The following is a 16,439-nucleotide window of genomic DNA, read 5'->3' as shown; positions in this document are numbered from 1 at the left end:
CCATGACCCGTGCCACCGTTGCCGCCCCGGCCGACCTGTCGATGAACGAGACGCCCTACCCGCCGCTGCCCAGCATCCGGCGGATCGTCACCGACGGGGCCGCCGCCCTCCAGCGCTATCCGGACCGCACCGCGTCGGCCCTGGTGTCCGCGCTCACCGCACGACTCGGCGTGGGACCGGAGGCGATACTGGTCGGACCCGGATCGGCCGGCCTGTGCCAGCACCTGGTGCAGTCGCTCGGACCCCGCCCGGAGGTCGTGCACGCGGCGCTGTCGTTCGAGGGCTACCCGCTGATCGTCGCCAACGCGGGCGCTCGCGCGGTGCCGGTGCCGATGGACGGGTACGACCACGACCTGCCCGCGATGGCGGACGCGGTCACCGAGCAGACCCGGTGCGTCCTGCTGTGCAACCCGAACAACCCGACCGGGGCGGCGCTGCGCCGCGACGAGGTGCGGGCGTTCCTCGACCGGATCCCGGCCGACGTGCCGGTGATCGTGGACGAGGCGTACCGGGAGTTCGTCACCGACCCGGACGCGCCGGACGGGATGGAGCTGTACCGGGCCTACGACAACGTCTGCGTGCTGCGCACGTTCTCCAAGGCGTACGGGCTGGCCGCGCTGCGGATCGGCTACGCGGTGGTGCCGCCCCGGCTGACCCGGGCGGCGGCGCTGACCGGCGCGGTGTTCTTCCCGAACGCGCTCGCCCAGGCCGCCGCCGTGGCCAGCCTGTCGCCGGACGTGACACCGGAGCTGACCCGCCGTTGCACGGAACTGGTGGCGGCCCGGACCCGCCTGGTCGGCGCGCTGCGCGGGCTCGGGGTGACCGTGGCGCCGAGCGAGGCGAACTTCGTGTGGCTGCCGCTGGGGGAGCGGGCGATGTCGTTCGCCGACGGGGCCCGGGCCGCCGGGATCCTGGTGATGGCGCTGCCCGGTGCCGGGGTGCGGATCACGGTCGGCTCGGACGAGGCGAACGACCGGCTCCTCGCGTTCGTCCGGGCCGCGCTCGCCGAAGGGTTCTGACTCAGCGCTCACTCCGGACGGTGCCCGCCAGCCGCCGTGCCCGGAGGCGCTCCCGCGCCCAGCCCAGGGACGGGCATTCGCCTGACCTGTCCAGGCACCGACGGCAGTAGCCCAAGATCCAGTGTCGCCGGATGATCTGTTTCGCCAGCTCCGGCACCCATTCCGACCGTGGTGCTTCTCTCTCGACCATCCGCTGTCTCCCGAGACGGGCAGATCCAGGCGCCGAACCCCGTTCAGGTACCTGGACCGCTCACCGGACGTGCTCCCATCAGCCTCCCCTGTAACGTGCACACCGTCAAGGTTGGAAGTTGCAACGTGTGCACGAGTCACGTGCATACGGTCACGGGGTGAGGCTCGTGGCGCTCTCCGATGTCGCGGACATGCTTGGCGGCGTGTCGCGCACGCGGGCGACCGAGATCACCAATCGGTCGACATTCCCGGACCCCATCGACACCGTGGCGAGCGGCAAGGTGCGGGTGTGGGATCGCGCCGACGTCGAGGCGTGGATCAAGCGGTACCGGCCGAACCAGCGAGGCGGGGACGAGGAGCAGCCCTGACCTCACCGTCGCGGGTCGCGTACGCGGTCGGCGCACCGGTGTGTACCGAGTGCGGGCCGGCTTTCATCTAGACGCGGGTGCTGTCCCCCCGGCCTCAACTTCGCCGCAGAAAGGCCTACCTCACCCGTCGGCAACGATCGCACGCGAGGAAGTGCCACCGGCCGTCACCTGAGCCACCCCCCTGCGCCGCGGAGCCTGTCGTATCCCCGTGCTCCAATCCCCGCATGCATCTCGTGGTCACCGGCGCACTCGTGGAGAACGGCGCGGTTCTGCTCGTGCACCGCAGCCCGACCCGCCGGGCCTATCCGGATCTCTGGGATCTGCCCGGCGGGCACGTCGACCCGGGCGAGTCTGAGCTGCAGGCGCTCGCACGTGAGATGCACGAGGAACTCGGTGTCCGGATCGTGGCGGAGTCCTCGTCACGGTTGGGCGACCTGCGCATCGGCAGCGGCGAGAACGCCGTGCACCTGTGCGTCTGGCACGTCGGAGACTGGGTCGGTTCACCGACCAACTGCGCGCCCGACGAGCACGACGACATGGCGTGGGTCGGGATCCACGAGATCGGCGACCTTCCCCTGGTGCATGGTGACCTGCCGGCACTGGTGCGCGCTCTGGCCGGCCCCGGCCGGTCGCGTCGTCGCGACGGGACACCGACGGCCGCGCCGTGAGTCCGGTGGCGTCCTCCGACGGGGACAGCGCCGGTCAACCGCCGAGGCGTTGCCGGGCGAGGAACTTGGGCACGACCATGCGCCACGCCTCCGTCACCAGCTCGGTCATGTGGCCGTGGTCGAGGCGGGCGAGGTGGCAGCACACCCAGTTGAAGCTTTGGTCGGAGGCACCGGGCAGGAAGAACAGGTCCGGGTCGCCGGCGATGAGCCCGTCGCGCTCCTCCTTCGGATGGCCGAAGCCCATCGTCGTCTCGTCGCGGGAGAACGCCACAAACACGATGGCGCCGACCCGGAACTTCACGCGGTCCCGGATGACGTGCTCACTGCTGCGCGGCAGCGTCCGCGCCAGCGCGCGGACGTCGGCTACGGTCACCATGCTCCGACCGTACGCATGAGGTACGTCATCATGGGCTGCTGACGTTCCCGGTCCGGCCCGGGTCGTCACCGCCGCCCGTCGTGACGGCGGGTGGCGTGGTTGGAGACGTCCGAGTTCGGCTGTCTCCGCCTGACCCAGGAGCCGATCCTTCCGATGCTCACGGCAGCGCTCGCCGGGTGATGCCGGAGACAAATCCCGCCGAGGGGCGCGGTATCGTCCCGTCAATGTGTTGATCTCGGTGAGGGAGTCGTGCATGTCCAGCGCCGTCGGCAGGAGGGCGGCCCGGGCGGTGGCGTCGGTGATCGCCTGCGGCGCGGTGCTCGGCTGCTCCTCCCCGCCCGGCCGACAGTCGACTGAGCCTGCCCCGTCCACGTCGGCGCGGCCCTCCGGCTCGGCGTCGGCGCAGGCCTCGGCGAGTCCGTCCGCGCCGTGGGCACGCCTGGAACTGCCGATGCGGTTGGGCACGCGCTCCCAGTTCTTCTACCGCCCGCTGCTGTTCGCGGCGGGGGAGAACACCGATCAGCTCGCTCGGCTGGTCCGGCAGCCGCGCGACTCGGCCGCGCAGGTCTACAACGGTGAGACCGACGCCGACTATGCGGTGATGGTGAGCGCGGTGGCCGGCTCCGTACGAGACGAGGATGCGACGCTGGACGGACTCTTCAAGCTGCTTCCCCGGCTGCGCGACATACGGACGGTGGAGCCGGGACCCCTGGGGGGTGAGGCTCGCTGCGGTGCCGGCCGCAATGGCGACTATCACGTCACGATGTGCGCGTGGGCCGATCGGGCGAGCGTCGGCACGGTCACCTTCCTCAGCCCGAAGAAGCGCCCGAACACTCGTGGGAAGGAGTTCGTGGAGATCCGGAGCCTGCTGGAGATCCCTGGCTCCGGGCCCGACCCCCGACCGGTCCGACGCAGCTAGACCGGCGGGGGTTCAACCGCCCTGGGCGGATCCGGTCGATTGATCTCATTGCCCATCGGGCCGGTCGTGGTCGGCCCCGCCGTCACCCGTGGGCCAGATTGACCAGGCACAGATAGCGCAGGTCGGGCTCGTAGTCGGCGACCAGCACCGCGCGTGGCTGCCTCGGGTCGTCGCCGAGCAGGTCCGGCAGCGCCCACCACACCCCGGTGGACGGCTGCCCCGGCGGCACCACCGTCACCGGGCTCGCCCCGAGCGCGCTCCCGACCGCGGCGAGCCCCGCGCCCAGCACCACCGCCACGTCCGGCGTCCCGGCGCCGAGCGCGCGCAACTCCTTCGCCGCCATCGCGGCCACGTCGTCCGGCCCGACGTCCGCGTGCTGCCGCACCGCCGTCACCCGCGCGCCGCCGTCGGCCTGGCCGTCGCCGAGCAGCAGCGCCACGGCCCGGTGCCGCTCCGGCGCGGCAACCCCCGGGTCGTACGGCAGGACGGCCTGCTCGACGACGAGCAGCAGGGTCCGGCGGTACGCCGAGGCGCCGGCGATGCGTAACCCGGTGAACGCCGCCGCCGAGCCCTGGTCGCAGAGCGCGAACGACGTCGGCGTGCCGGGGCAGACGTGACTGAGGTAGGTGGCGGTGGCCCGCCCGGGCAGCGCGTCGTGCACGGCGTACGCCAGCACCAGCAGGTCCACCGGCTCGTCGTCGGGCACCAGCGTGGGAATCAGCGACGCGGCCATCTCGCCGTAGGACTGGCCGTGCGCGGTCGGGTCGAACCGCAGGCCGTACGGGCGGGTCAGGTCGGTCAGGTACTCGTCGGCGCGGGCCCGCGTCGCCGGGTCGGCGAGCAGTTCCGCCGCGCCGGTGAACTCCCGACGCGCGGCCCGGATGAGGTGCAGCAGGACGCCTCCCAGGTCAGTGCTCGAACACCATGGCGGCGAACGTCGCCCCGTCGCCGGCGCCCACCGCCGCGACGAGGTAGCGGTCGCCCGGGCGCAACAGGTCACGCTCGCGCGCGGTGCGGTAGTTGACGAACGCGTCCGCGCAGAAGACGTGCCCCGTCTCGGTGACGTTGTCTAGCAGCACCTTGTCGAGCGGGAGGCCGATCAGCTTGCCCAGCCGCTTCCAGGTCAGCAGGTTGACGTTGTGCGGCAGCACCAGTCGCAGGTCGGCCAGCCCGATCGCGGCGTCCTTGAGCGCCCGGTCGATGACCTCGGCCAGCGCCGGGCGGTACTCGCGCTGGAACCGGGCCGGCGACGCGCCGCCGGCCACGTCGAACTCGCCGCGCTGCGCGCACGCGTAGGAGAGCATCCGGTCCCGGCCGCCGTGCGCGCTGACCAGGCAGGCCGACGCGCCCTCGCTGAACACCGACGTCTCCGGGATGAACTGGGCGTCGCGGGTGAACGCCTTCTCCCCGGTGAGCACCAGCGCGAGCGGCTCGCCGTCCGGCCCGGGCGGCTCGGCGGCCAGCAACCGCCCGGCCACGTCGACCGCGGCCAGCGCGCCGGCGCAGGACTGCTGGGTCAGCGTGAACGCGAGCGCGTGGCCCAACCCCAGCGTCCGGCACACGTCGTGCAGCGGGTTGGCGGGATAGGGCGCCACGACCGGGAAGGCGCGGGCGTGGAGCACGAACCGCACCCGGTGCGCCACGCCGGGCAGCGTGGTGAGGCCGCTCGCCGCGTGCCGCAGCAGGTCGGGCAGGGACAGGGCGGGGTCGCGGCGCACCTCGGTGAGCCCGTGGAACCGCCGGAACAGCCGGATCTGCATCTCGGTCAGGCGCAGCGGCGCGGCCAGCGCCTCGATCGGCACCCGGCGGCTCGGCAGGAACACCGAGACGGCGTCGAGCGCCGTCACCCGCACACCGTCACCAACTGATCACACCAACGACGCCGGTGGATGTCAACGCGCGTGGCATCATATCGACGTGGCTCGGTTCCTCTTCGTGGTGCTGCCGGTGGTGTCGCACCTGTCCGCGCCGCTCGCCGTCGGTCAGGCGCTGGAGGCCGCCGGACACGAGGTGGCCTGGTGCGGGCCCCGCAGCGACCTGCGGCCGCTGATCGGGCCGGACGCCACGCTCTACCCGACCGGCAAGCGGCACTACCGGCCGGACGCCGCGTCCGGGATGGACTCGGTGCGCAGCCTCTGGGAGGGGCACGTGCTGCCGGCCAACCGGTTCATCCGCGACGCCGCCGAGCGGGCGGTCGCCGAATACCGCCCCGACGTGGTGGTGGCCGACCAGTACGCGCTGGCCGGCGCGCTGGCCGCGCACCGCCACCGGGTGCGCTGGGCGACGCTCTGCGTGGGCGTGCTGGAGCTGACCCCGCCGACCGGGGAGATGCCCGGCTTCGACGACTACGTGCGCGCGCAGGTGGCCCGGGTGTGGGCGATGACCGACCTGCCCGTCGACCCGACGCTCGACCTGCGCTTCTCGCCGTACCTCGTGATCGGGCTGACCACGGCGGCGCTGACCGGACCGGCGGCCCTGCCGCCGCGGTGCGTGCTGACCGGGCCGGCGCTGGGCCGGCGGCCGAACGCGCCCGCCTTCGACTGGGACGCCTGGGATCCGGCCCGCCGGCACGTGCTGGTCACCGTCGGCACGATGGCCGAGCACCTGGCGAGCGACTTCTACCGGCGGATCACGGCCGCCACCGCGCCGCTGGCCGACCGGGTCCAGGTGATCCTCACCGCCCCGCCGGGCCTGGTGCCCGACCCGCCCGCGCACGTGCTCGTCGCGCCCCGGGTGCCGGTGCTGGAGCTGATGCCCCGGCTGGACGCGGTCGTCTCGCACGGCGGGCTGGGCACGGTCTCCGAGGCGCTGGCCCACGGCGTACCGGTGGTGGTGGCGCCGATCCGCCACGACCACCCGACCGTGGCCCGGCAGGTGACGCGGGCCGGGGCCGGTCTCGCCGTCTCCTTCCACGAGGCCACCCCGGCGGAGCTGACCTCGGCGCTGGCGGCCGTCCTCGACGACCCGGCCCACCGCGAGGGCGCGCGCCGGGTGGCCGCGTCGTTCGCCGCGGCCGGCGGCGCCCGGGCCGCCGCCGACCACCTCGCCGCGCTTGCCGTGCCGGCGTCGCCGTCGCACCAGGAGGTCCGATGATCGAGGCCAGCGGCCTGCGCAAGTCGTTCCGGGTGGGCCGTGGTCGCGGCGCGAGCACGGTCGAGGCGGTACGCGGCGTCGACTTCGCGGTGCGGCGCGGCGAGATCGTCGGCTTCCTCGGCCCCAACGGCGCGGGCAAGTCCACCACCCTGAAGATGCTCGCCACGCTGCTCAAGCCCAGCGGGGGCGCGGCGACGATCGCGGGCGTCGACCTGTTGCGCTCACCCGCCGAGGTGCGCCGGCGGATCGGGTTCGTGGCGCAGGCCAGCGGCACCTACGACGACTCCACCGCCCGCCGGGATCTGGTGCTCCAGGCCCGGATGCACGGCCTGGCGAAGAGCGTGGCGCAGGAGCTGGCGGTGGCGGCGATCCGCGCGTTCCAGCTCGACGACTTCGCCGACCGGAAGATCCGGACGTACTCCGGCGGGCAGCGCCGGCGGCTCGACGTCGCGCTCGGCGTCATCCACTCGCCGCGGGTCATGTTCCTGGACGAGCCCACCGCCGGGCTCGACCCGCCCAGCCGGGCCCGGATGTGGCAGGAGGTCCGGCGGTTGCGCGACGAGGGCATGACGATCTTCCTCACCACGCACTACCTGGACGAGGCGGACAGCCTCTGCGACCGGGTCTCGATCATCGACGCCGGCCGGATCGTCGCCGAGGGCACCCCGTCGGACCTCAAGCGGGAGATCTCCGGCGACGTGGTCACCGTCGACTTCGCCGCGCCCGACCTGCTCGACGCCGGCGGCGGCGACCTGCCGGCCGCGACGAAGCTGCTGGCCGAGGCGCCCTACGTGCGCGCGGCGGAGCCGGTCGACGGCGTCCTGCGGCTGTACGTCGACGGCGCCGCCACCGCCATCCCGCAGATCATGCGAGCGCTCTACGACCGGGGCATCGAGCCCGGCGCGATCGAGGCCCGCAGGCCCAGCCTCGACGACGTGTTCCTGGCCAAGACCGGCCGCTCGCTGGAGGAGTGACGTGAAGCTCGTCCGTGACACCTGGCTGATCTTCCAGCAGGAGGCCGGCCTGATGGTGCGCAACCCGGTGATGGTCGCGTTCAGCCTGGCCCAGCCGATCACCTACCTCGTCCTCTTCGCCCCGTTCCTCAAGGTGGTGATGGTCGACCGGGGCGCCTCCAGCTACGCCGACGCCTACCGCATCTACGTGCCCGGCCTGTTCGTGGCGATGGGCCTGTTCGGTGGCCTGTTCGCCGGTTACGGGCTGCTCGGCGCGTTGCGCGCGGGCATCATCGACAGGTGCCGGGTGACCCCGGTCAGCCGCACCGCGCTGCTGCTCGGCCGGGCCCTGATGCACGTGTGCCTCAACGTGGTGCAGGCCGTCGTGGTCACGCTCGTGGCGCTGCCGTTCGGCCTGCGCGTGCACCTGGCCAACCTGCTCGTCTCGTACGCGCTGCTGGGCGTGATGGTGCTGCTGAGCACGTCCATCTCGTACGACATCGCGTTGCTGGTGCGCAACGAGAACAGCCTCGGCGTGCTGGTGAACACCGTCGGGCAGCCGATCTCGCTGCTCGCCGGCGTGCTCATCCCGCTGGTGCTCGCGCCGATGTGGATCCAGCGGGTCGCGCTGTGGAACCCGTTCGCCTGGGCGACCGACGGCATGCGGGCGCTGTTCGCCGGCCAGATCGTGCAGACCGTGGTGTGGCAGGGCGCGCTCATCATGGTCGGGTTGGCCGCCGCCAGCCTCCTCTGGTCGTCGCACCTGTTCAACCGCGAGGTCTCCTGACCGTCCGTACATCGACCATTGTCTCCGCGTGGCCGGCGCTCTAGCCTGATCGTGCGGGCGAGGTGAGGGGGCGAGGCGTTGGGTGCCGACAACTTCCGGGCGACCCTGGCGGCGGATGCGGAACTGGGCGCGGGCAACGTGCTGCCGCGGCTGGCCGCGCACGGCGCCGACATGCACGCGCCCCGGGTGACGTTCGACGTCGACGTGGACGACATCCCCGCCTGGACCCCGCTGTCACTGGCGACCCTCACCGACCGGGTCGCCGCCCGGGCGGCCTGGTTCGCCGCGCGCGGCGTCGGCCGGCGCGACCCGGTCGCGGTCTACGTGACCTCCGCGCCGGACGTCTTTCTCAACTTCCTCGCCCTCACCTGGCTCGGCGCGATCCCGGCGCTGATGAACGGCAACATGCCGATCGAGCTGGCCGCCGAGTTCGTCAGGCGGCTGCGCGGCGTCGGCGTGGTGCTCGACGCCGACCACGCCGCGCTGCGCCAGCACGACCTCGGCGTGCCGGTCCTCGGCGACGCGGCCGAGACCGGCACCGGCGACCCCGCGCAGGCGCCGCCGCACCACCGTCACCACCCCGAGGACCCGGTGGTCGTCACGCACTCCTCGGGCACCACCCGGGTGCCCGCCGCGATCGTGCACTCGCACCACGGCCTGTTCGCCGCGATCCGCGCGGTCCGGCTCACCGAGTCCCGGCCGTACGGGGAGGTGCGCGAGCTGTCCGCGCTGCCGGCTGCGCACGCCGCCGGCATCATCACGCTCAACCAGGCGCTCTGCAACGGCTACCAGTTGCTCTGCCTGTCCGCGCAGGGCGGCCCGTTCGCCCGCAGCGCCCAGACGATCCTCGACGCCATCGAGCGGTGGCGCCCGACCGGGGTGTTCGGCTTCGCGGTGACCTGGTCCGAGCTGGCCCGCGTCGACCTGAGCACCCGCGACCTCAGCTCGGTGCGCAACTGGTTCAACACCGGCGACTGCGCGCACGAGTCGCACGTGCGCCGGCTGGTCGCCGTCGGCAGCCACCCCGCCTGGACCCGCGACGGCCTGGTCGACGTGCCGGGTTCCAAGTTCGTCGACATGCTCGGTTCCACCGAGATGGGCCACGGCGCGTTCCGGATCACCCACCGCCTCGGCAGCGACCGCTACGACCGCTGCGTCGGCAAGCCGTACCCGTTCGCCCGGATCGCCCTGCTCGACGTGACCACCGGCGAGGAGGTCCCGGACGGGCAGGTCGGGCACGTCGGGCTGAAGTCGCCGACGCTGGCGCTCGGCTACTGGAACGACTCGGTCACCACCTGGCGCACCCGCCTCGACGGGTGGTACCTGACCGGTGACCTGATGTACCGCGACGAGGCCGGCGACTACCACCACGTGGACCGGGCCAGCGACGCGGTCGACCTGGGCGACGGCGCCTGGCTCTACACCGCGCTGTCCGAGGAGCGCATCCTCACGCACTGCCCGGACGTGCGGGACTGCACCGTCGTCGCGGCCACCGCCGAGGACGGCGCGACGGTCACCGACGTGCTGCTGCTGCTCGCCGACGACGCCGACGCCACACAGGACCGCACCGACCTGGTCCGCGCGGCGCTGGGCCCGGCGGTGGCCGCCACGCTGCGCCGGGTGGTGACCGTGCCGGACGACGACGTGGTGACCGGACCCACCGGCAAAGTCCGCAAGTTCCTGATGCGTCAACGCCTGCTGGCCGGCGCCGGCCGACCCTGACCGGATTCCCGATCCGTCGGGGGTGCGCGGCCGTGCCAGAATCGGCAGCCGTGTCCTACCTCCCCGCGCAGCCGTACCCGCCCATGCCCGGCGGCGTCTCGCCGTTCGTCGCGTACCCCCACCCGATCGCGCCGCCGCCCGGCTACGCGGTGCTCGTCGTCTCGGTGAACCGGGGGCCCTACCTGGTGCCCGTGCCGACGACCAGCCGTTTCAAGATCGACAAGCAGCAGGTGCCGATCCCCGGCGAGGGCACCTGGCACATCGCGGTGCCACCGGGGCCGCACGACGTCCGCTACACCGACTTCCTGGGCGTACCAATCGTCACCACCGCGGTGATGGTCCAGCCGGGCGCCGCGCACCACCTGTCGTTCCGCTTCGGCGGCTGGCGCAACCGGGTACACGACGGGTACGGCACCGACGTGACACGCTTCGGCCTGTGGTCGAACTACAGCATCATGCTCGTCTCGCTCGCCGTCATCGTGCCGCTCTGCTGCGGCGGGCTCGCGGCGATCGGCGTCTTCTCCACCTCCCCGTGACGCGGGCCGGCCGGGCCGCCGCGCGATCTGGCCGCGATCACCGTTGAACCGCCGGCGGTCCGGTCCGTAGTGAGCCGGACGGCAGGATGGCGGTGCACAGACAGGGAGGGCGACGCGTGCGGATGCGGCGGGCCGTACAGGCGGTGCTGGTGCTGGTCGGGATCTGGCTGGCGCCCGGCGCTCCGGCGCACGCCGCGCCGGCGGAGACCGGCCGCTACTACGTGGTCGGGCCGCCGGTGGACGGGCAGCGGGAATACCTGTACGCGATCGCGTTGCGCACGCTCGGCAACGGCAACCGCTACCGGGAGATCGTCGACCTGAACACCGGCCGGGCCCAGCCCGACGGCGAGACGTTCACCGACGGGCTGACGCTGAACCCGGGCTGGGTGCTCGTCCTGCCCCGCGACGCCAAGGGCCAGGGCGTCCGCATCGGCCCGCTGCCCCGCGTCCGGGCCCGCGCCACCCCGCCGGCGACCCGTCCGCCCGCGCCGGCACGGCCCACACCCGTCCGCACCACCGCCGCGCCGACCCCGGCGCGGTCGTCCACCCCGGCGCGGTCACCCGCCACCGCCGGGGCGGCGGCCCGGCCTCCGGCCACCACCGAGGTCGCCGCGCCGCCGCGGCGGGACCGGGCGACCGGCGGCGGAATCGACCCGCTGGTGATCCGGTTCGGCGCGGGCGGGCTGTCGGTGCTGCTCGCGGTGGTGGCGATCGTGCTGCTGCGCCCGGGCCGCTCCGGTCGCGCGCCGGCCGTGGCGGGCGACGACGGACCGTGGCCGCCGCACCGGCACCACACGCCCGCGCCGGGCGACGCCGCGAGGACCGGTGCGGAGGGCGACGCCGGGCCGCCGGCCGCCCGGCCGGACACCGGCTCGCCCGTGCCGGCCCCGGAACCGACCGCGACCGTACCGACGTCGTCCGCGACCGCGCGGGCGGAGCCGAAGCCGCCCACCACAGGTGTCCCGACGCCGACCACGACCGCGCTGGCCGAGCCGACACCGCCCGCGCCCGGCGTGGGGAAGCCGCCCTCGTCGTCGGCCGCGGGTGCCGCGCCCACGGTCCCGTCCGCCGGGACCCCCGTCTCCCCGCAGGTCTCCACGCCCGCCCCGAACACGCCCGCCGCCCCGGCCACGCCCGCCGGCCCGACCACGTCCGCCGCCCCGGCCACGCCCGCCGGCCCGGCCGAGTCGACCACGCCCGCCGGCTCGGCCGGGACGCCGGGCGGGTCGACGCCGGCCACCCGCACCGCGGCGTCCACCTCGGCCACCGGGTCGGCGGCATCCGGGTCAGCCACGTCCGTCGCACCCGGGTCGGCGGCCGGGCCCGGCTCGGCCACGGCGTCCAGGCCGGACCCGGCGCGCTCCGCGGTGACCGGGCCGACGCCGTCGACAGCGGCCCTCGACGGAGCGGACGGTGGCGCCGCGCCGGACGAGCCGCGCCCCACGCTGCCGGCCGAGGACGACGCGCCGTACCTCACCGCCGAGCTGGACACCGACGTCGGCCGGGCCCGGGTCCGGCTGGTCGGGGTGGCGGCCGGGCGCGGCGCGCCGCCGTACGCCTGGTTGGGTCCGGGGGAGACGGCCCCGCCGGCGGTGCTGCCGCTGGTGCTGGGACGCCGCGGTCCGTGGCGGCTGCACGTGGATCTCGCCCGGGTGCCGGACGTGTTCACGCTCGTCGGCCCGGTGGCGCTCTGCGGCCGGGCCGCGGTGAACCTGGCCGGGGAACTGACCGCCGCCGGGGTCGGCGTGGCGGTCGTGGGGGAGACGCCCGGCGGTGAGCTGCCGGCCGGCTGCCGCCGGCTGCCCGACCTGCCCGATCCGCCCGGGCCGGGCGGGGACCTGCCCGAACCGTCCGTGGTGTTCGTCGAGGGCCCGCCGCCGGCCGGCGCGCGCGGCCTGGCCGCCGCCACCGCCGGCCGGTGCGTGCCGGTGGTGCTCGGTCCGGTCCCGGCCGGCCGCTGGTCGCTTCAGCTCGACGCGGACGGGGCGGGCGGCGGGGACTGAACGCCGCGCAGCACCACCGGCAGCGGACCCGCCGCCACCCCGGGCACGGCCTCCCAGACCCCGTCCCGCGCCCGGTGCACCCGGTCCACCTCCACCCGGTCGTAGGAGCGGCTGGTGAGGATCAGGTCGATGCCGGCCTGCCGCAGCCGTTCCGCCCGGCCCCGAGCCAGCGGCAGGGCGGCGAGGGCGTCGGCGGTGGTCTCGACGTCGACCGTGCGGCCGCGCGGCACCCGGACCTCCACGAGCAGGCGACCGGCGCGCGCCGCCGGACGCCGCCGGGTCAGCGGCAGCCAACCCGCCGCGAGGCCGCGGGACCGCGCCGGCAGCAGCGCGTACGCCCGGCGGGTGCCGTGCGCCGGCCACCGGGTGACGTCGTGCGGCAGCCCGCCGCCCGACGCGCCCGCCGGCGCGGACCGGATCCGCAGCGGACCGCCGTCGAGCACGTCCACGGCCCGGAGCCCGCCGTCGTCGGTGGCCCGGAACCCGTCCCGCACCCGGGCCCGGTCCAACCGGCCGGCCGGCAGCAGGTAGGTGTCCGGCGCGCCGAGCAGGTACTGCAGGCGCGCCGGGACGTGGGAGCGCAGCACCTGCACCGGGATCGCGCCGCCCGGGGAGACCCGGACGCGCAGCAGGTCGGCCCGGTGCGGCGCGGAGCGCGGGTCGAGGTGGGCGACCAGGAACAGCTCCGCGCTGGGTACGCCGTCCGCCGCGGCCCGCTCCAGGTCGCCGGTGACCGGCACGAACGCCTCGAAGGTGGTGACGTTCACCTGCTGGCCGGGACGCAGCCACGGTGGACCGTAGCGGTCCGCGCGGCGGTTCTCGGCGGCCAGCGTGGGGCGCGCCGAGGGCGCCGGCCGGACCGATGCGTGCCCGTCCGACCCCGGCCCGTCCGGCGCGGTGCCGTCCGGTCCGGTGCCGCCCGATCCGGGTCCGTCCGAGCCGGCGTGGTCGGCGGGGGCGTCGCCGGTCGCCACGATGCGGGGCCGCGGCTCGCGGGGCACCAGCAGGCCGTCGGGCGTCGCGTCGACGGCCGGCGGGCCTGCGGCGTACCTCGGTCGGTGGGCCTGCCACGGCGCCACGCCGCCGGCCGCGTCGAGCGCGCGCAGGTCGCGGCGGTCGCCGAGCAGTTCCGCCCGGCCACCCGGCGGCGGCGTCCAGACCGTGGCGCCTGTCGTCTCGGCCAGCTCGGCGGCCTGGGCGACCAGCTTCGCCTGCTCGTCCGGTTCGGACGGCCAGGTGAGCCACAGCCGCAGGTCGGCGCCGTAGAGCGGCAGTTCGCCGAGCAGCGCGGCCAGGTGCCCGGCGTCGCGGACCTGCTGGGTGCCGCTGTAGTCGCCGATCAGGAAACCGCCGGCGCGAACCGTCACGGAGACCGTGACCAGCTCGGACCCGGTGGCGCCGAGCCGGTGGGCGGTGGCCCGGCGGGCCACGAAGTCCGCCCGGGTGGCCAACGCCACACCGGTGGCCAGGGGCAGGTTGACCACCCCGGTGCGGGGGCGGACCAGACCGTCCTCCATGGCGAACCAGCCGGGCAGCGGAGTCGCCAGGTCGGGCGGTTGCAGCACCAGCCAGTCCATCGGCTGGCGGGTGACCCGGTCCAGCGGCAGCGCGTGCAACGGGCCGCCGTCGCCCTCGGGCGCACGGCCGGGCAGCACCTGCCGGATGTCCGCGCCGTCCGGGCTGACCAGCACGTCGTGCCCCAGCAGGCCGGCCACCTCGGTGAACAGGTCGGCGTGCCGGGCGCCGTCGTCGGCGAGGATCCGGACGTCGTCCGCGACGTCCCCGCTGCGGCGCACCAGCTCCGCCACGGCGGGCGCGTCCAGCGGGCGCTCCGGGTCGCTCGGCAGCGCCGGCCGCCCGCGGGGCCCGCACACCAGCCACAGGTCGAGCAGGCCGGGCACCCGCCGGTGCCGGCGCGGGTCGAACCTGCGGGTGCTCGGCACCCGGTCGATGCCCCGGCCGCCCACGGCCCGTACCAGGTCTGTCACCGCCGTCCCCGCCTTCGTTCCGCCGACGCCCCACCGCCGGCCGAAGCTGCTCGACATCGAGGGCCGGTACCCTCGGCGGTCTCCATGACGGACGCCATGGAAATCTGGTTCAGATTGATTTGAACGAAGTCGGCGCAGATCCGCAATAGACGGTGACGGCCGTACGGTGGGCCGCGGTGACGGAAGGGGACCCCGGTGCTGGCGAAGCACTCCATCCTTGCTCGACTGCTCGTGGTGGTGATGGTCGGCTGCGCGTTCCTGGCCGCACCACGTCCCTCGGTCGCCGGGTCCGCGCCGGACACCGAGCCCTACGTGAAGTACTACCAGGTGACGGCGCGCTACCAGGGGCAGCCGGAGAACCTCACCGAGATCGCCCGACGCTTTCTCGGCAGCGGCGAGCGGTCCGCGGAGATCTACCAGCTCAACACCGGCCGGGTGCAGCCTGACGGGGCCCGGTTGACCGATCCGGCCGTGCTGCGGGCCGGGTGGTACCTGGTGCTGCCGTGGGACGCGGCCGGCGAGGGCGTCGAGTACGGACAGTTGCCGGCCCCCCGCCGGCCGTCGGCCCGCCCCACCCCGTCCGGCCCGCCGGCCCCACGGCCGGACGCCAGCCCGACACCCGGTGGGGCGGTCACCCCGTCCGGCTCGCCCACCGGCTCGCCGACCGGTTCCGCGCCGGCGGTGAAATGCACCGCCAAGACCGCGTCCAGCGGCCGGTCGGAGTGGGCGCAGCTCCGCATGGCGGCGGACAGCGCGTGGACCCTGACCAGGGGCAACGGGGTGAAGGTCGCGGTCGTGGACACCGGTGTCGACGCCGGGCTCCAACAGCTCAGCGGGCGGGTCGCGGTGGGCGCGGACGTCACCGTCGGCAACGGGCGGGGCGACGAGGACTGCCTCGGCTCCGGTACGGCGATGGCCGGCATCATCGCCGCCGACGACAGCGTCGACGGCAGCCCGGTGGGGCTGGCCCCGGACGCGACGATCGTGCCGGTGCGGATGGTCCGCTCCTCCGGCGACGCCCGCCCGGCCGACGCCGCCACGGCCGTCGAGGTGGCGGTCAGCACCGGCGCCCAGGTGGTGGCGCTCGGCTCCCGCGTCGACCTGGCCGACCCGGCGGTGGCGGCCGCGCTGGCCACCGCGCTGGAGCACGACGTGCTGGTGGTGGCCGGCGCGCCGGTCAAGCCCACCACGCTCCCGTCGCCGCGCGGCGGTTCCGGCGGCGGCGCGCTGGTGCTCACCGGCGGCGTCGGGGCCGGCGGCCAGCTCGCGGAGAAGTACCTCGACGGTTCGGTCGAGGTGGTCGCGCCCGGCATCGAGGTGGCCACCCTGGGCGTGGGCCGGGGCAAGGTGGTCGGCAACACCGGCACCGAGCTCGCGGTGGCGTTCGTCGCCGGGGAGGCCGCGTTGATCCGGGCGGTCGAGCCGGGGCTCACCGCCGGCCAGGTCGAGGAGCGGATCCGGGGCACCGCCGACCCGGTCGGCGGGCAGGTGGCCGAGGGGGACGCGCGGTACGGCGCCGGCATGATCAACCCGGCCGCCGCGGTCGCGCCGTCGGTCGAGGGCCCGGCCGCGGCCGCCGTGCAGGCGGGCCGGGGCGGCGGCACGCTCGTCGCCGTGCTCCTGGGCTTCGCGGTGCTGTTCGGCGCGGGTGGCTTCCTGGTCTACCGGATGCGCCGCCGCACCTGAGGGTGTAAGGAGGGGCCCCCGGTTAACCCCCCGCGGGTGGCAAGGGGGGCCGGGGGACACCCGGGGGGCGGGCCCCGGGCCCCCGGCGGCGGCGGGGGGAGCCCCCCGGGCGCCCCGGTCCCCGCGGCGGCC

Annotated in this window: 15 protein-coding genes; 11 read left to right on the top strand and 4 right to left on the bottom strand. The window is 75.2% G+C overall.

Features of this window, described 5'->3' with window-relative positions; translation table 11 throughout:
- The first annotated feature begins 2 nt into the window (after nucleotides 1-2).
- From ACIA5A_RS27240 to ACIA5A_RS27230, 3 genes are all read left to right on the top strand, one after another.
- Nucleotides 3-1,019 carry a histidinol-phosphate transaminase gene (locus ACIA5A_RS27240; RefSeq protein ID WP_396767281.1) on the top strand — a complete coding sequence of 339 codons (1,017 nt, stop codon included), beginning with the start codon at nucleotides 3-5 and terminating at the stop codon, nucleotides 1,017-1,019.
- Nucleotides 1,020-1,366: 347 nt separating this feature from the next.
- Nucleotides 1,367-1,576, top strand: coding sequence for a helix-turn-helix transcriptional regulator (locus ACIA5A_RS27235; protein WP_396767280.1), 210 nt, complete (start codon nucleotides 1,367-1,369; stop codon nucleotides 1,574-1,576).
- 224 nt (nucleotides 1,577-1,800) lie between these two features.
- Nucleotides 1,801-2,244: an NUDIX domain-containing protein gene (locus ACIA5A_RS27230; protein WP_396767279.1), complete on the top strand. Its 444-nt coding sequence runs from the start codon at nucleotides 1,801-1,803 to the stop codon at nucleotides 2,242-2,244.
- A 34-nt stretch (nucleotides 2,245-2,278) separates the two neighbouring features.
- On the opposite strand, the gene ACIA5A_RS27225 is transcribed toward ACIA5A_RS27230, so the two are convergent.
- The gene (locus ACIA5A_RS27225) at nucleotides 2,279-2,620 is read right to left on the bottom strand and encodes an MmcQ/YjbR family DNA-binding protein (protein ID WP_396767278.1); all 342 of its coding nucleotides are present in this window, start codon (nucleotides 2,618-2,620) and stop codon (nucleotides 2,279-2,281) included.
- 253 nt (nucleotides 2,621-2,873) lie between these two features.
- On the opposite strand from ACIA5A_RS27225, the gene ACIA5A_RS27220 reads away from it, so the two are divergent.
- A complete protein-coding gene (locus tag ACIA5A_RS27220) occupies nucleotides 2,874-3,539 on the top strand; it encodes a hypothetical protein (RefSeq protein WP_396767277.1) in 666 nt (221 codons plus the stop codon).
- Between the two features lie 82 nt (nucleotides 3,540-3,621).
- Here ACIA5A_RS27220 and ACIA5A_RS27215 read toward each other — a convergent pair whose 3' ends face one another.
- Nucleotides 3,622-4,539, bottom strand: coding sequence for a 2-hydroxy-acid oxidase (locus ACIA5A_RS27215; protein WP_396767276.1), 918 nt, complete (start codon nucleotides 4,537-4,539; stop codon nucleotides 3,622-3,624).
- Entirely contained in the window at nucleotides 4,448-5,386 is a 939-nt protein-coding gene (locus ACIA5A_RS27210) for a 3-oxoacyl-[acyl-carrier-protein] synthase III C-terminal domain-containing protein (RefSeq protein ID WP_396767275.1), read from the bottom strand. The genes ACIA5A_RS27215 and ACIA5A_RS27210 overlap by 92 nt, the downstream gene beginning before the upstream one ends.
- 70 nt (nucleotides 5,387-5,456) lie before the next feature.
- Between ACIA5A_RS27210 and ACIA5A_RS27205 the strand changes: the two genes are divergently transcribed.
- The 6 genes from ACIA5A_RS27205 to ACIA5A_RS27180 all read left to right on the top strand — a co-directional run bounded on the left by ACIA5A_RS27205 (nucleotide 5,457) and on the right by ACIA5A_RS27180 (nucleotide 12,633).
- The gene (locus ACIA5A_RS27205) at nucleotides 5,457-6,632 is read left to right on the top strand and encodes a glycosyltransferase (protein ID WP_396767274.1); all 1,176 of its coding nucleotides are present in this window, start codon (nucleotides 5,457-5,459) and stop codon (nucleotides 6,630-6,632) included.
- Nucleotides 6,629-7,606 carry an ATP-binding cassette domain-containing protein gene (locus tag ACIA5A_RS27200; protein ID WP_396767273.1) on the top strand — a complete coding sequence of 326 codons (978 nt, stop codon included), beginning with the start codon at nucleotides 6,629-6,631 and terminating at the stop codon, nucleotides 7,604-7,606. Before ACIA5A_RS27205 ends, ACIA5A_RS27200 begins: the two co-directional genes overlap by 4 nt.
- Nucleotide 7,607: 1 nt before the next feature.
- The gene (locus ACIA5A_RS27195) at nucleotides 7,608-8,372 is read left to right on the top strand and encodes an ABC transporter permease (protein ID WP_396767272.1); all 765 of its coding nucleotides are present in this window, start codon (nucleotides 7,608-7,610) and stop codon (nucleotides 8,370-8,372) included.
- A 78-nt stretch (nucleotides 8,373-8,450) separates the two neighbouring features.
- Nucleotides 8,451-10,094 carry a class I adenylate-forming enzyme family protein gene (locus ACIA5A_RS27190; protein ID WP_396767271.1) on the top strand — a complete coding sequence of 548 codons (1,644 nt, stop codon included), beginning with the start codon at nucleotides 8,451-8,453 and terminating at the stop codon, nucleotides 10,092-10,094.
- 50 nt (nucleotides 10,095-10,144) lie between these two features.
- Nucleotides 10,145-10,630 carry a hypothetical protein gene (locus ACIA5A_RS27185; RefSeq protein WP_396767270.1) on the top strand — a complete coding sequence of 162 codons (486 nt, stop codon included), beginning with the start codon at nucleotides 10,145-10,147 and terminating at the stop codon, nucleotides 10,628-10,630.
- Nucleotides 10,631-10,746: 116 nt separating this feature from the next.
- Complete coding sequence (locus ACIA5A_RS27180) at nucleotides 10,747-12,633, top strand: hypothetical protein (RefSeq protein WP_396767269.1); 1,887 nt, start codon at nucleotides 10,747-10,749, stop codon at nucleotides 12,631-12,633.
- Here the strand turns inward: ACIA5A_RS27180 and ACIA5A_RS27175 are convergent.
- Nucleotides 12,597-14,678 carry a hypothetical protein gene (locus tag ACIA5A_RS27175; RefSeq protein ID WP_396767268.1) on the bottom strand — a complete coding sequence of 694 codons (2,082 nt, stop codon included), beginning with the start codon at nucleotides 14,676-14,678 and terminating at the stop codon, nucleotides 12,597-12,599. The two genes, ACIA5A_RS27180 and ACIA5A_RS27175, sit on opposite strands and share 37 nt — an antisense overlap.
- Nucleotides 14,679-14,816: 138 nt before the next feature.
- Between ACIA5A_RS27175 and ACIA5A_RS27170 the strand changes: the two genes are divergently transcribed.
- The gene (locus ACIA5A_RS27170; RefSeq protein WP_396767267.1) at nucleotides 14,817-16,307 is read left to right on the top strand and encodes a S8 family serine peptidase; all 1,491 of its coding nucleotides are present in this window, start codon (nucleotides 14,817-14,819) and stop codon (nucleotides 16,305-16,307) included.
- The last annotated feature ends 132 nt before the right edge of the window (nucleotides 16,308-16,439 follow it).

Origin of the sequence: Micromonospora sp. NPDC051300 (assembly GCF_044455315.1) — a bacterium.
Lineage (GTDB): Bacteria > Actinomycetota > Actinomycetes > Mycobacteriales > Micromonosporaceae > Micromonospora > Micromonospora robiginosa.
Note: the sequence above shows the minus strand (reverse complement) of the source record. Positions and strands in the feature narration are given on the sequence as shown.